At 65.6% G+C, this 14,529-nt stretch carries 10 protein-coding genes; 5 read left to right on the plus strand and 5 right to left on the minus strand.

What is annotated here, in order from left to right; translation table 11 throughout:
* Positions 1-55 precede the first annotated feature (55 nt).
* Together dnaE and ACX0GZ_RS00280 are read left to right on the plus strand one after the other, a co-directional pair.
* Positions 56-3,685, plus strand: coding sequence for a DNA polymerase III subunit alpha (dnaE, locus tag ACX0GZ_RS00275; protein ID WP_458811969.1), 3,630 nt, complete (start codon positions 56-58; stop codon positions 3,683-3,685).
* A gap of 11 nt (positions 3,686-3,696) precedes the next feature.
* Positions 3,697-5,307: a long-chain fatty acid--CoA ligase gene (locus ACX0GZ_RS00280; RefSeq protein ID WP_458811972.1), complete on the plus strand. Its 1,611-nt coding sequence runs from the start codon at positions 3,697-3,699 to the stop codon at positions 5,305-5,307.
* Positions 5,308-5,405: 98 nt separating this feature from the next.
* Here the strand turns inward: ACX0GZ_RS00280 and ACX0GZ_RS00285 are convergent, their stop codons facing one another.
* Together ACX0GZ_RS00285 and ACX0GZ_RS00290 are read right to left on the minus strand one after the other, a co-directional pair.
* Complete coding sequence (locus tag ACX0GZ_RS00285) at positions 5,406-6,257, minus strand: endonuclease/exonuclease/phosphatase family protein (protein WP_458811975.1); 852 nt, start codon at positions 6,255-6,257, stop codon at positions 5,406-5,408.
* A 147-nt stretch (positions 6,258-6,404) separates the two neighbouring features.
* Positions 6,405-7,472: a PA0069 family radical SAM protein gene (locus tag ACX0GZ_RS00290; protein WP_458811978.1), complete on the minus strand. Its 1,068-nt coding sequence runs from the start codon at positions 7,470-7,472 to the stop codon at positions 6,405-6,407.
* Positions 7,473-7,552: 80 nt separating this feature from the next.
* Between ACX0GZ_RS00290 and ACX0GZ_RS00295 the strand changes: the two genes are divergently transcribed.
* Positions 7,553-8,044 (plus strand): YbjN domain-containing protein, encoded by a 492-nt coding sequence (locus tag ACX0GZ_RS00295; protein ID WP_458811981.1) that lies wholly within the window; start codon positions 7,553-7,555, stop codon positions 8,042-8,044.
* On the opposite strand, the gene moaB is transcribed toward ACX0GZ_RS00295, so the two are convergent.
* Genes moaB through ACX0GZ_RS00310 form a run of 3 tightly spaced genes read right to left on the minus strand, consistent with a single transcriptional unit; the run spans position 8,045 to position 11,052 of the window.
* The gene (gene moaB / locus ACX0GZ_RS00300) at positions 8,045-8,569 is read right to left on the minus strand and encodes a molybdenum cofactor biosynthesis protein B (RefSeq protein ID WP_458811984.1); all 525 of its coding nucleotides are present in this window, start codon (positions 8,567-8,569) and stop codon (positions 8,045-8,047) included. It abuts the gene before it with no gap.
* The gene (locus tag ACX0GZ_RS00305) at positions 8,559-10,316 is read right to left on the minus strand and encodes a transglycosylase SLT domain-containing protein (protein WP_458811987.1); all 1,758 of its coding nucleotides are present in this window, start codon (positions 10,314-10,316) and stop codon (positions 8,559-8,561) included. Before ACX0GZ_RS00305 ends, moaB begins: the two co-directional genes overlap by 11 nt.
* 4 nt (positions 10,317-10,320) lie before the next feature.
* On the minus strand, positions 10,321-11,052 hold the full coding sequence (locus ACX0GZ_RS00310; RefSeq protein ID WP_458811990.1) for a uracil-DNA glycosylase family protein: 732 nt from the start codon (positions 11,050-11,052) through the stop codon (positions 10,321-10,323).
* A 124-nt stretch (positions 11,053-11,176) separates the two neighbouring features.
* Here ACX0GZ_RS00310 and ACX0GZ_RS00315 point away from each other — a divergent pair, with 124 nt between their 5' ends.
* Positions 11,177-12,838 carry an electron transfer flavoprotein-ubiquinone oxidoreductase gene (locus tag ACX0GZ_RS00315; protein ID WP_458811993.1) on the plus strand — a complete coding sequence of 554 codons (1,662 nt, stop codon included), beginning with the start codon at positions 11,177-11,179 and terminating at the stop codon, positions 12,836-12,838.
* A gap of 91 nt (positions 12,839-12,929) precedes the next feature.
* The gene (locus ACX0GZ_RS00320) at positions 12,930-14,528 is read left to right on the plus strand and encodes a tetratricopeptide repeat protein (RefSeq protein WP_458811996.1); all 1,599 of its coding nucleotides are present in this window, start codon (positions 12,930-12,932) and stop codon (positions 14,526-14,528) included.
* The last annotated feature ends 1 nt before the right edge of the window (position 14,529 follow it).

Below are 14,529 nucleotides of genomic sequence, written 5' to 3' on the forward strand. Positions count from 1 at the left end.
GGATAATCCTCAGCCGTGCCTTTCTTTCGCCCGGTCCAATCCCTAGCGTAGATCGATGCCCCATTCCGGTTTCGTGCCACTCCGCGTCTTTTCCGCCTATACCATGCTGGAAGGCGCGATCGAGCCGAAGGCGATCGCCAAGCGTGCGCGCGAGCTTGGCTTTCCGGCCGTCGCGCTGACCGATCGCAACGGGCTTTACGCGGCAATGGCGTTTTCGGACGCCTGCAAGGATGCGGGCGTGCAGCCGATCGTCGGGACGATGCTGGGCGTCGCGCGGCCCGGCACGCCCGACAACCAGCCGCCGATCATCGACTGGCTGACGCTCTATGCCCAGGACGAGGGCGGTTACGACAATCTGTGCGCGTTGGTGTCGGCGGCGCACCTCGACCGCCCGATCGAGTATGACGCGCATGTCGATTTCGATATGCTGTCGCGGCATTCGGATGGCCTGATCGCGCTGACCGCCGGCAGCGAGGGCGCGCTGGCGCGGCTTTATGCCGAGGGGATCGCGCCCGAGGCGGAATGCTATTGCGACCGGTTGCAGGCGATGTTCGGCGACCGGCTCTATATCGAACTGGTGCGGCGGCTGGATGCGATCGAAGGCGCGGCGGAGGGCAGGCTGATCGACCTCGCCTATGCCCGCAACCTGCCGCTGGTCGCGACCAATCCATGCTGTTTCGCTGAGGAGAGTTTCCACGAGGCGCATGACGCGATGCTGTGCATCGCCAGTTCGTCCTATGTCGCGTCAGACGATCGCAACCGGTCGTCGCCCGATGCGTGGATGAAGCCGGCAACGGCGATGCGGTCGCTGTTCGACGATTTGCCTGAGGCGATCGACAATACCTTGGTCGTCGCCCGGCGCTGTGCGGTGATGGCGCCCAAGCGCAAGCCGATCCTGCCGAGTCTGGCGGGTGACCGCGAAGGCGAAGCGCGGAAGTTGCGCGAGGATTCGGTTGCCGGGCTGGTCGAGCGGTTGCGGCGGGTGGTGGCGTTGGAGGCGGCGCGGGCAAACGCCACCACCAGCCCGTTCGTTTCGAGCGAAGTCGAGAAGCGCGATCAAGACGCCACGTCGGTTCAAGGTTTCTCGACTTCGCTCGAAACAAACAGAGGGGGGGAGCAGGAGGACGGTCTCTCCGAAGCCTACCTTCGCGCGCGCTTCCCCGATTATTTCGACCGGCTCGATTTCGAACTCGACGTCATCATTCAGATGGGGTTTCCCGGCTATTTCCTGATCGTCGCGGACTTCATCAAATGGGCGAAGGACAACGGCATTCCGGTGGGGCCGGGGCGCGGGTCGGGCGCGGGGTCGGCGGTTGCCTGGGCGTTGACCATCACCGATCTCGATCCGCTGGCGCTGGGGCTGCTGTTCGAACGCTTCCTCAATCCCGAGCGCGTGTCGATGCCCGACTTCGACATCGATTTCTGCGAAACCCGGCGCGGCGAGGTCATCCGCTATGTCCAGGACAAATATGGCCGCGATACCGTGGCGCAGATCATCACCTTTGGTAAGCTGAAGGCGCGCGCGGTGTTGAAGGATACCGGGCGCGTGCTCCAGATGAGCTATGGCCAGATCGACCGGCTGGCGAAGCTGGTGCCCAACCATCCGACCGATCCGTGGACGCTCGACCGTGCGCTGAACGGGGTCGGCGATCTGCTGCGCGAGTATCAGAACGACAATGACGTCCGGCACCTGATGGACCTGGCGATGAAGCTGGAGGGGTTGCCGCGCCATTCGTCCACCCACGCGGCGGGCGTGGTGATCGGGGACCGCCCGCTGGCGCAACTCGTCCCGCTCTACCGCGACCCGCGATCGGACATGCCGGTCACCCAGTTCGACATGAAATATGTCGAGAGTGCGGGGCTGGTGAAGTTCGACTTTCTGGGGCTGAAAACGCTGTCGGTGCTCCAGCGCGCGGTTGAGCTGCTCAATCAGCGCGGGGTCGAGGTCGATCTCAATGCGCTCGGCTGGGACGATCCGGGCGTCTATGAACTGCTCCAGCGCGGCGACACGGTCGGCGTATTCCAGCTCGAATCCGAAGGGATGCGCCGCACGCTGAGCGCGGTACGCCCGTCCAATTTCGGCGACATCATCGCGCTCGTCTCGCTCTATCGCCCCGGTCCGATGGACAACATCCCGATGTTCGGCGCGCGCAAGAACGGGCGCGAGCCGGTGGAATATCCGCACCCGCTGCTCGAGCCGATCCTGAACGAAACATACGGCATCTTCGTCTATCAGGAACAGGTGATGCAGGCCGCGCAGATCCTGGCGGGATACTCACTGGGCGGCGCCGACCTGTTGCGCCGCGCGATGGGCAAGAAGGTGAAGGCGGAGATGGACGCGCAGCGCGCGATCTTCGTCACCGGCTGCGCCGAGCATAACGCGATCCCCGAGGCCAAGGCCAACGAGCTGTTCGATTTGATCGACAAGTTCGCCGGTTACGGCTTCAACAAGTCGCATGCGGCGGCCTATGCGCTGCTCGCGTACCAGACGGCGTGGTTGAAGGCGCATCACCCGGAGGCGTTTTTCGCCGCGTCGATGGCGTACGACATCCACCAGACCGACAAGCTGGCGATCTTTCACGACGATATGCGGCGGTTGGGGATTGCGTGCCTGCCGCCGTGCATCAACGCGAGTTCGGCTGATTTCAGCGTCGAGGATCATGAGGACGGGGCCGCCGTCCGTTACGCGCTGGGGGCGCTGAAGGGCGTGGGCGAGCGCGCGATGGAACTGGTTTGCGAGGAGCGCGGCCGGCAAGGCCCGTTCCGCTCGCTCGACGATCTCGCGCGGCGGATCGATCCGCGGCTCGTCAACAAGCGGCAGCTGGAAACGCTGGCGGCGGCGGGGGCGTTCGACGCGATCCATGCCGACCGAGCGGGGGTCCATGCCGCTGCCGAAACCATCCTTGCGGTCGCCAGCCGCACCCACGATCAGCGCGCGACCGGGCAGGGCGGGCTGTTCGGCGAGGCGGAGGTCAATGACGTCGCGATCCAGCTGCCCCAGGCGGCGGCGTGGACGATCATCGAACGCACCAATGCCGAGCGCGAGGCGTTCGGTTTCTATTTCTCCGCCCATCCGCTCGACCGTTATGCCCATCTTGCCAAGGTTCACGGCGCACGCTCGATCGTCAGCCTCGCCGACATCGCCATTCCCGAAGGCGCACGCAGCGGCGCGACGCTGGCCGCGCTGGTCGAGGACGCGAAATGGCGCACCTCCGCGCGCGGCAAACGCTACATGATGGCGACGCTGTCGGACGCGAGCGGGCAGGTGATCGCGACCTGTTTCGACGAAGGACCGTGTGAGGATCTGGAAGAAGCCGCGAAGGAAGGCGGCTGCGCGCTGCTGACCGTCGAACTGGATCGCCGCGCGGGCGAGGAGACGGCGCGGGCAACCGTCAAACGGGTTCAGCCGCTGGAGGCGCTGGCGACCAGCGTCCGGCTCGCGCTCGACCTGACGGTCGGCGACCCGCGCGTGTTGTCGCGACTGGCGGCTTTGCTCGACGGGCGCACGGGCGGGCGCGGCGAAGTGCGGGTCCATACCCCGCTTTCGAACGGCGATACCGCCATTGTGCTGCTGGGCAGGCAATTCCGGCTCGATGCGGAGCTTGCGGCGCTGATCGAGAACATGCAGGATGTCGGAAAGGTCGAATTAACGACCGTGGAAAGGCGGCTTGCCGCCGTCGGATAGCGGAGAGATAGATGCTCGGTGGGATGCAGGACGTCGAACTCAGGATTCCACGACTGATCGAGCATGCGGAGCGCGAACATGCGACGCGCGAGATCGTGACGCGCTGGTTCGACGGTTCCGAAACCACCACCAACTGGGGCGAGATCGCGCGCGATTCGCGCAAGCTGGCGCAGAAGCTGGAGGCGATAGGGATCAAGCCGGGCGACCGCGTCGCGACGCTGGCGATGAATCACAGCCGCCATCTGGTCGCGTGGTATGGGACCATCGGGATGGGCGGGGTGATCCACACCATCAACCCGCGCCTGTTCCCCGATCAGCTCGCCTTCATTGCCAATCACGCCGAAGACCGGGTGATGCTCTATGACCGGATGTTTGCGCCGCTCGTTGAGAAGATGAAGCCCGAATGGACGACGATCGAGCATTATGTCTGCTTCGACGATCTGGGGCCCGACGGGTTCGAGGCGTGGATCGGTAACGAGAGCGGCGATTACGCTTGGGTCGAGGGGTCTGAACTCGAACCTTGTATGCTCTGCTATACCAGCGGCACGACCGGCAATCCGAAGGGTGTGATCTATACCCACCGCTCGTCGATGATCCACGCAATGGCCGAATTGCAGCCCTCCGTCTTCGACCTGTCTGCGCGTGCCGTTGCGATGCCGATCGTGCCGATGTTCCATGCGGTCGGCTGGGGGATGCCGTTCGCGGCACCTGCGACCGGCATGAAGATGGTGTTCTCGTGCGTCAACGAGCCCAAGATCCTGTGCGAATTGATGAACCGCGAGAAGGTGACGCATTCGGCAGGCGTCCCGACCGTCTGGTTCGCGATGTTCCAGCATATGGACGCGACCGGTGAAGCGCCCGAGCATCTGCAACTCGTCACCATCGGCGGGTCGGCCGCGCCGCGCTCGATGATTGAGCGGCTGATGAAGATGGGCATCCGCGTCAACCATGCCTGGGGCATGACCGAAACCTCGCCGATCGGAACGATTGGCGCCAAAAGCTACGACTGGGACGATCTGACCTTCGAGCAGCAGCTCGATCAGGTCTGCAAGCAGGGCCGCGCGCCGTTCGGGATCGAAATGCGAGTGGTGGACGACGAAGGCAAGGTTCAGCCGCGCGACGGCGAAAGCTCGGGCCGTCTGATGGTGCGCGGTCCTTGGGTGATCCGGCAGTATTTCAAGGAAGAGCAGCCCTGTGTCGACGCCGATGGCTGGTTCGACACCGGCGATGTCGCGGTGATCCACCCCGACAACACGATGCAGATCACCGATCGCGCCAAGGACGTCATCAAATCGGGCGGAGAATGGATCAGCTCGGTCGATCTGGAAAACGCCGCAGTCGGCTGTCCGGGCGTGGCGGAGGCTGCCGCGATCGGCGTCTATCACCCGCGTTGGGAAGAACGCCCGTTGCTGCTGGTGGTGAAGAAGGACGGGGCGGACGTGACTCCCGAAGCGATCCAGGCACATCTGGCGCAGCATGTCGCCAAATGGTGGTTGCCCGATGAGGTGCATTTCGTCGACGAACTGCCGCATACGGCGACGGGGAAGATTCTCAAGACTGCGCTCAGGGCGAAATACAAGGACTTTGCGTTTTCAGACGGGGCCGCATCGGAGGCGCGCTAAACGCACTCCTCGATTGAATCGTCATTCCCGCGCAGGCGGGAATCCATAACCCATGTCGGTGATTATGGACTCCCGCCTGCGCGGGAATGACGGTGGAGCTAAGGGGACGGAAACCTCAAATCCGCGACCAGCGGGAAATGGTCGGAGGGATAGCGCCCGCGCCGCGCCTCGGCGATCGTCCATGCCCGCCGCGTTTCGAACCCGCGCAATAGCACCCAGTCGATCCGGCGATCGGGCTGGCCCTTGAAGGCGTGAAATGTTCCCTCCGGCCCCGATCGGTTGTCGGTCGCGATCCAGGCGTCGGCCAACTCGGTGGTCAGGATGCGATAGGCGGGCTCGTCAGGGGTCGCGTTGAAATCGCCGGTGACGACGACCGGCGCATCGGCGGGCAGGGTTCCGATATACGCCGCCACCGCCTCGGCCATCCGGCGCCGCACCTCCACATCTTCGCTGCGATAGGCGAAATGCGTGTTGAGCAGATAGAAGCGCCGCCCGTCCGCGATCCGCTCCATCAGGCCCCAGGTGACCATGCGCGGATAGGGATGGCCCCAGCTGATGCTGCCCGCCACTTGCGGCGTGTCGGACAGCCAGAAATTGCCGAGATCGACCACACGCAGCCGGTCGCGGCGGAAGAACACGCCCATATGCTCGTCGCTCCGTCCGCCGCGCCGGTCGATCCCGAACCAGGCATAAAGCGGCAGTCGCTCGACGATGTAATCGCCCTGAATTTTGTACAGTTCCTGGGTGCCGATGATGTCGGCATCGGCGGCGCGCAGCGTGTCGACGAAATGATCGCGGCGGTTGGGCCAATCGTCGGGGCCGTCGCTTTTCAGCGGGAGGCGGACGTTGAACGCGATGACACGCAGGTCGCCCTCGGCGCGCGGTTGTGCGTTGGCGGGTAGCGGGAGCGCGGCGATCAGCGCGGCGACGAGGATGCGGAGGAGGGGCATGGTGGAGTTCTAAAGCCTGACCGACAAAATCTGAACCGTCATTGCGAGCGTAAGCGAAGCAATCCAGTCACCGTGCGTTATGTCGCTGGATTGCTTCGCTGCGCTCGCAATGACGGACTTGTTTGAGTGGCTTGGGTTCGGACAACCTCAAAACAGTTCGCCCTGATCGCTCGCCGGGGGACGAAACAGGTCGGTTCTGAGGGTGATGCGTTCGCCCTCCAATCCATATCGGCGCGTCGCGATGCGGAAGCGGGTTCTCAGCAGGTCGGCCCAGGCGCCTTGCCCCTGCATCCGGCTGTGAAAATCGGGATCATTGTCGCGGCCGCCTCGCAAGTCGCGGATCGTCCCCATCACCTTGCCCGCGCGGTCGGGGAAATGAGTGTCGAGCCAGGCGCGGAACAGGGGGGCGACTTCGTGCGGCAGGCGGACGGGGATGAAGAATGCCGCCCGCGCGCCCGCTTCGGCGGCGCGTTCAACGATCGCTTCCATTTCGTAATCGGTGATCGACGGCACCACCGGGGAAATCGAGACGAAGGTGGGGATGCCCGCCTCGGCCAACGCCTTGACCGCCGCCAGCCTCTTTTCAGGATGCGGTGCGCGTGGCTCCAGCGTCATCGCGATGTTCGGATCGAGGCTGGTGACCGACACCATCACCGCCGCCAGCCCCTTGGCCGCCATCGGCGTAAGCAGGTCGAGGTCGCGCAGCACCCTGTTCGATTTGGTCGTGACGGTCAGTGGATGACTCGTCTCCGCCAACACTTCGATACAGCCGCGCATGATCCGCCAATCGCTCTCGATCGGCTGATAGGGATCGGTGTTGGTCCCGAAGGCGATCGGTTTGCAGACATAGCCGCGCTTCGACAATTCGGCGCGGAGCAGATTGGGCGCGTCGGGTTTGGCGAACAGCTTCGTCTCGAAATCCACCCCCGGCGACAGGTCGTGATAGGCATGGGTGGGTCGCGCGAAGCAATAGATGCAGCCGTGCTCGCATCCGCGATACGGGTTGATCGAACGCTCGAACGGTATGTCGGGCGAGCGATTGCGCGCGAGGATGGTTTTGGGCTTTTCGACCGTGACGGTTGTTCGTACCGCAGGAGCTTCGCCGTCCACGCCCTCGCGTGCGTCAAGCCAGTCACCATCGGCCTCGCGCTGGTCGAGGTTGAACCGGGCACTGATCGGGTTGATCGTCGCCCCCCGGACGGCGCGTTTCGTCATCGTGCCGTTGTAAATGACAAATCGGAACATAGCAAGAACTATCTTGCATCGGTTCGGCGATTGGCGGTAGCGTGTTCAGGATGAGCATTGCCGCTACATTGATCGCTGCCAGCCTGTGGCAATCCCCGACGATGGCATCACCGGACGGCGCAGAGGTGATGGACGTGCGGCAACCCGCGGTCGTCGCGGCGCTGCTGGTCGAAGCGGGAATCCGCGCCGATCGTCTGGAAAACCGGGTCGGCGATCCCTTTGTCGGGTCGAACGCCAACGGCAAGCCGTTCAGCATCCAGTTCTATGACTGCACCGAGGATCGCGATTGCCGGTCGATCCAATTCTATACCTGGTACAAACGCGAGGCGCATTTCACCGCCGAGCTGGCGAACGAATGGAATGCGCAAAAGCGGTTCCTGCGCGCCGGGGTCGATGGCGAGGGCGACCTAGCCATCTATCTCGACATCGCGGCCGAAGGCGGGATGACGCGGGCCAATTTTCGGGACACGCTGGGCTGGTTCGTGGTGATGGAGGCCGAGTTCCGCAAATTCCTGGCGGAGAAACGCCCGCCTGCGCCCTGACTATTCGGACAGGCGCGGCATCAGCTCGACGAAGTTGCAGGGGGTGTGGCGGCTGTCGAGCTGGTCGCGCAAAATGTCGTCCCAGCCGTCCTTCACCGCGCCGGTCGATCCGGGAAGCGCGAAGAGATAGGTGCCGCGCGCGACGCACGCGCAGGCGCGCGACTGGATGGTCGAGGTGCCGATCTTGGCATAGCTGAGCCAGCGGAACAGTTCGCCGAAACCGGGGATCATCTTGTCCGCAACGCGCTCGATCGCCTCGGGGGTCACGTCGCGCCCGGTAACGCCGGTGCCGCCGGTGGTGACGACGACATCGACGGTTTCGTCGTCGATCCAGTTGTGGAGGCGCGCGACGATCGCATCGGCATCGTCGCGCAGGATCGCGCGGTCGGCGAGGATATGGCCTGCGCGCTCGATCCGTTCGACCAGCGTGTCGCCGGAGCGATCCTCCGAAAGACCGCGCGTGTCGGAGACGGTCAGGACGGCGATGCGGACGGGGATGAACGTCCGGCCTTCGTCAATCGGCACCGATCACCGTGTTGCTTGCCGTGGCCGAGCGCATCCGCACGCCGTTCGCGCCGGGAAGGCCGGGGAAGCGAGGCCACATGCCCTGCGCCAATGCAGATCGGCTGGCGGAGTCGCGGCCGTCCTTGCGTTCGTACATCCAGTAATTGCGCATCACGGTCATGACGTAACCGCGCGTCTCCCAGTACGGAATCGACTCGATGTAGAGCAACGGATCGTCATTCGCGCGCACGGTCGCGTTCCACAGCGTCACCGGGGCGGGGCCGGCATTATAGGCGGCAATCACCTTGGGCAGCAGGCCGCCGGTAAAGGACTGGTCGCGTAGCCGTTCGAGATAGCTTTGGCCAATTTCGATGTTGGTCGACGGGCGCGACAGCGACGCGCGATCGACCGGCGTGCCGCGCGCGCGGGCGATGTCGGTCGCCGCCGCAGGCATGATCTGCATGATGCCGTAGGCGCCCGCCGGGCTGGCGATGGTCGGCTCGAACCGCGATTCCTGAAGCGCATGGGCGAAGACCAGTGCGCGATCGACACGCCAGCCGCCGTCCGGGGTCCAGTCGGGCATCGGATAGCGGGCCTCGATCGTCGGGCGCGCGCCCGACGGGCCGTTGTGCGACAGCCAGATCTGGGTCGAGGGCAGGCTGAGCGTGCCAGCGAGGCGCGTCAGCGAGGGATGTTCGGCGGCAGTGCCGATCCGCGCCTGATGCCGCAGGATGTCGGACGCAAGCCTTTCCTCGCCGATTTCGATCAGCGCGGCGGCGGTGCGGACATTGGGGCGTCGTTCGAGCATCCGCCAGTCGGCGGTGATGGCTTCGTCCGCCGTCTTTGGCTCGGCAAGTCCCAATGCCTGGCGCGACAGCATCCCGTAGAAGGTTTCGCCATATTGCGACGCGGTCTGGAGCCGGGCCTGAACCAGATCGGGGCGGCGGCAGGCGATGTCGGCGCGCGAGGCCCAGTAGAGCCCGGCGGCGCGCAGATCGGTGTCGGTGGCACGCTGCGCGACCGACTGGAACGCGGCCTGCGCGGCGCGGCAATCGTCCTGACGCCACGACGCCAGCCCCTGAATCCAGTCGGCCTGGACGCGCCATTCGCCTTGTCCGGCTTGCGCGAGTGCGGCCACCCGGCGCGCATCGCCGAAATCGCCGCCGACATAATAAATCCACGCGACGCGCTGGCGCCATTCGGTCAATGCGTCGGGGGTGAGCAGGCTGGCGCGTTCCTCGACCAGAGCCTCGGCGCCGCGGCCGTTATCGGCTTTCAGATAGGGATCTACCAGCCGGGTCAGTTCGGACGAGACGGCATCCGACCGAACGCTGCGCGCGCGCGCGCGGTTGGGGGCGCCGTCATACCACATCAGCCGCTGGGGCTGGGCCACGTCGGGCAGGTTGGTGCCACCGCGGATTTCGGCGAGACGGCGGACATTGCTCGCATGCGGCAATTCGGGTGCCTCGGCGAGCAGGGCGCGTAGCGGCTCCAGCGCGACCGGTGGCGAGTTCTTCGCGGTGTAGAGTTCGGCGCGGGCGACGGCGTGCAACGGGCCGGGGCGCATCGCATCGAGCATCAGTTGCGCGTCCTGCCAGCGTTGGCTGCGGATATGGCCGAACACCTGGCGATACTGGTCGCGCTCGGGGCCACTCAGTTGCTGGGGCACGCCCAGTTGTTCGCGCCGCTCGATGCGGTCGCGGTCCCCGGCATGCGCCGCGGTCGGGACGGCGGCCACGCAAAGGGCGATAAGGGCGGCGATACGCATAGGCTTACTCGTGTCCCTGTCTCAACAACGTGCGAACCAACTGCAAATGCTTCCAGCTTTCGGCCTTGGCGGCGGGCCGCTCGATCAGGAAGCGCGGATGATAGCTCGCGATGATGGGCCAGTCTCGCCCGTCATGGTTAACGATACGCAAACCGCCGCGCGGGGCATTGTCATCCGTCGTGACTATGGCACGGCTCGCCGCAGACCCGAAGGCCATCACCGCGTCGGGGGCGAGCAATCCAATGAAATGAAGCGCGATCCCGCCCAACGCAGCCTCCTGTTCGGCGACAATCCGGCCGCTGACGGGGCGGGCGACGGTGAGCGGGACGAGATGGACGGTCGAACGATCCAGCCCGATCGCGGCGAGCATCCGGTCGAGCAGCCGTCCGGGTGCGCCGTCGACCAACTGGCCGCGCTCCACATCCTCCGCCTCGGGCATGTCGACCAGCAGCATCAGGCGGGCCGACGAAGAAATTTGCGGGGGCACCATCCGGCCCGGCGCATGGTCGGGGGCGGCGTCGCTCATCCGCCAGGCGACGAAGTCCTCGACCGTGTCGGGCCATGCCGGAACGGCGGGGGCGTCAGGGGCGGGCGACGTTACGGCAGGCTTGGCCAGCGGCGGCGTAAGCCAGTTTCGCGGGGCCTCGTCCACCAGCATGTCGACGCCTGCGTCGCGCCACCATTCGAGCGTGCTTGCGGCCTGTCTCGCCCAGTCGAAATGTTGGTCGGCCCCCATATTTCCCTTAGACTCCTGCCTTGACGCCGCGGTCAATCTCCCGGCATCGACGTGGGGGACAAGACGTGTTGGATGCGCGACGACGGGCATGGCCCGGACGGGATAGGCGTGCAAGGAGATTGGGATGAGCGAACGCGAGTCGATGCCGTATGACGTGGTGATCGTCGGTGGCGGCCCCGCAGGGCTGGCGGCGGCGATCCGGCTGAAACAGGTCGCGGCAGGGAAAGACGCCGATCTGTCGGTCTGCATCCTGGAAAAAGGGTCGGAGATCGGCGCGCACATCCTGTCGGGCGCGGTGATCGATCCGAAGGCGCTCGACGAATTGCTTCCCGAATGGCGCGATTCCGGTTGTCCGCTCGCCGAAGTGCCCGTGACCGACAATCAGCACTGGATGCTGACCAAGGACGGCAAGATGGGTGTGCCGCACCTGTTCACGCCGCCCTTCATGCACAACAAGGGCACCTATACCGGCAGCCTGGGCAATCTGTGCCGCTGGCTGGCGGAGCAGGCCGAGGGGCTGGGCGTCGAAATCTTCCCCGGCTTCGCGGCGGCGGAAATCCTGTTCAACGACGACGGGTCGGTAAAGGGCGTCGCGACCGGCGATATGGGCGTCGCGCGCGACGGCACGCACAAGCCGGATTACCAGCCGGGCCTTGAGTTGCACGCCAAATACACCTTCTTCGCCGAAGGGGTGCGCGGGCATCTGTCGAAGCAGCTCATCCGCCAGTTCGAACTGGCGAAGGACAGCCAGCCGCAGGTTTATGGCCTGGGTATCAAGGAATTGTGGGACATCGATCCCGAACTTCATGTGCCGGGGCGGGTAATCCACACCCAGGGCTGGCCGCTGAGCGAAACCGACGGGTCGAATGGCGGCGGATTCCTCTATCATCAGGCCAATGGTCAGGTGGCTCTGGGGTTCGTGACCTGGCTCAACTACACCAATCCGCATCTGTCGCCGTTCCACGAGATGCAGCGGTGGAAGACGCACCCCGAGATCGCCAAGATTTTGAAGGGCGGCAAGCGCATCAGTTACGGCGCGCGCGCGATCAACGATGGCGGGTATCAGTCGGTGCCCAAGCTGACCTTCCCCGGCGGCGCGCTGATCGGCTGTTCGGCGGGTTTTCTGAACGTGCCGCGGATCAAGGGCACGCACACCGCGATGAAATCGGGGATGATGGCCGCCGAAGCTGCTGCCGACGCCATCCTGTCGCAGCGCCAGAGCGACGAATTGACCGCCTACACCACGGCTTACGAAAGCAGTTGGGTGGCCAAGGAATTGAGCCAGGTCAGGAACGTCGTGCCGCTGGTCAAGAAATTCGGCGATATGGCCGGGTCGGCGCTGGCGGGCATCACCATGTGGGCGGAATATCTGGGGCTGAAAATGCCCTTCACGATGAAGCACAGGCCCGATCACGAAAGCCTGTGGCGCAAGGATTTGGTGCCGAAGATCGATTACCCGAAACCCGACGGCGTGCTGACCTTCGACCGGCTGTCCTCGGTGTTCCTGTCGAACACCAATCACGAGGAGGACCAGCCGGTCCATCTGACGCTCAAAGACCCCGACATTCCAATCGCCTATGATCTGCCGATGTATGACGAACCGGCGCAGCGTTACTGCCCGGCGGGGGTGTATGAGGTGGTCGGCGAGGAAACCGGCGATCCGAAGTTCGTCATCAACGCCCAGAACTGCGTCCACTGCAAGACCTGCGACATCAAGGACCCGACCCAGAACATCAACTGGGTCGTCCCCGAAGGCGGCGGAGGGCCGAATTATCCCAATATGTAAGGCTTTCGGTGTGTTTGTTCGTATCGCGTTTAAGGCGCCCGCTGCGGCCGAGGTTACTTCCGCGCTCAGGGTGAGCGCTGTGGGTTTGGCGGTGGCACTGACGTTCAACGCCGCGCCCGCGCTGGCGCGCGATCCTGTCGATCCGCTGACCGCTTACGTCAAGGCGCGTGCGGCCGATGCGGACGGGGCGGGGGCGCTTGCCGCTCAGGGTTACGCGCTGGCGCTGGCTGCGACGCCGGGGGCTGAAAGCGTAGCGTTTCGGGCCTATCGCCAGGGGATCGAGGCGGGGAATATCGACCTGATCCGCGCATCGGTCGCGGCGATGGACGCGGCGGGAACCGCGCCTGCCGATGTCGCAATCTTTCAGTTCGCCGATGCGGCGCGCGCGCGCGACCTGACGGCGGCGGACGCGGCGCTGGCGCGGATGAAGAAGGGGCCGCTCGATTTCCTCGTCCCCGCACTCTCCGCCTGGGTCGTGCGCGAACGCGGGGGCGATCCGTTTCCGGCGCTGGAGACGCCGGCCGACAATCCGATCGCGGGGCGATATTCGGCGGAAGCCCGCATCCTATTGCTGATCGCGGCAAAGCGCCATGACGAGGCCCAGGCGGCGCTGGCGGCGCTCGAGGGTGGGCAGGCTGGCATCGGCCCCAATATCGGGCTGCGCATTGCCGCCGCCAGGCTGTTCGCAGGGACGGGCAAGCGATCGATGATCGCCACGCTGCTGCCCGGACAGGATCGATCGGTCACGCGACTGCGGCGCGAGATTCGTTCCGGGCAGCAGGCGGACATGGCATTCGGCGCGGCGCGGCTCTATTCGCGGCTGGCGACCGACCTGACGGCGGAATCGACCCTGCCGCTGGCGGTGTTGCTCGCGCGCGGCGCGGCGATGCTCGCACCGGAGGACGATGCGGTGCGGGTGCAACTCGCCAGCCTGCTCGGCCGGACCGGGGCGACCGAACGGGCGCTGGCGCTGGTGCGCGGCGTCGAGGCGGACGCGCCGTTCACGCCAATGGCGCGGCAGGCGGAATTGCAAATCCTGACCGAAGCGGATCGGGGCGCTGAGGCGATCGCCATCGCCGCCGAGGCCAGCGCGGCGGGCGGTGCGGGCGCGGGCGAAGCGCAGATGCTGGGCGACCTGCTGAGCACGGCGGGGCGCAACGCGGATGCGGCGGCGGCCTATGCGCTGGCGATCGAGCGGTCGGCGGGCAATGCGGGCTGGGCGCTCTACCTTCAGCAGGGCGGCGCGCTTGAACGTGCCGGGGCGTGGGACCGGGCGCTGCCGCTGCTGGAGCGTGCGGTCGAACTTGCGCCCGATCAGCCGCACGCGCTCAACTATCTCGGCTATGCGCAGGCCGAGCGGGGCGAAAATCTGGACGCGGCGAAGGGCCTGCTCGAACGCGCGTCAAAACTGGCGCCCGACGATGCGGCGATCACCGATTCGCTCGGCTGGGCCTATTACATGACCGGCGCCTATGATCGCGCGGTGCCGCTGCTCCAGCGCGCGGCGCAGGCAGAACCTGCCGATGTCGAGATCAACGAGCATCTGGGCGACGCGCTGTGGCAGGTCGGAAGGCGGTTCGAGGCACGCTATGCCTGGGCGGCGGCCAGCGTCTATGCCGGTGCCGAGGATGCGGCGCGGATCGAGGGCAAGATCGCCACCGGCCTGACGCCAGAGACGTCGAACCGCTGAA

The organism is Sphingomonas aestuarii (assembly GCF_054457155.1).

Coding starts and splice junctions, on each gene's coding strand:
- ACX0GZ_RS00315 (WP_458811993.1), top strand. CDS start 11,177: ATGAGCGAACGCGAGTCGATGCCGTATGACGTGGTGATCGTCGGTGGC.
- ACX0GZ_RS00310 (WP_458811990.1), bottom strand. CDS start 11,052: ATGGGGGCCGACCAACATTTCGACTGGGCGAGACAGGCCGCAAGCACG.
- ACX0GZ_RS00305 (WP_458811987.1), bottom strand. CDS start 10,316: ATGCGTATCGCCGCCCTTATCGCCCTTTGCGTGGCCGCCGTCCCGACC.
- ACX0GZ_RS00290 (WP_458811978.1), bottom strand. CDS start 7,472: ATGACGAAACGCGCCGTCCGGGGGGCGACGATCAACCCGATCAGTGCC.
- ACX0GZ_RS00285 (WP_458811975.1), bottom strand. CDS start 6,257: ATGCCCCTCCTCCGCATCCTCGTCGCCGCGCTGATCGCCGCGCTCCCG.
- ACX0GZ_RS00295 (WP_458811981.1), top strand. CDS start 7,553: ATGAGCATTGCCGCTACATTGATCGCTGCCAGCCTGTGGCAATCCCCG.
- ACX0GZ_RS00280 (WP_458811972.1), top strand. CDS start 3,697: ATGCTCGGTGGGATGCAGGACGTCGAACTCAGGATTCCACGACTGATC.
- dnaE (WP_458811969.1), top strand. CDS start 56: ATGCCCCATTCCGGTTTCGTGCCACTCCGCGTCTTTTCCGCCTATACC.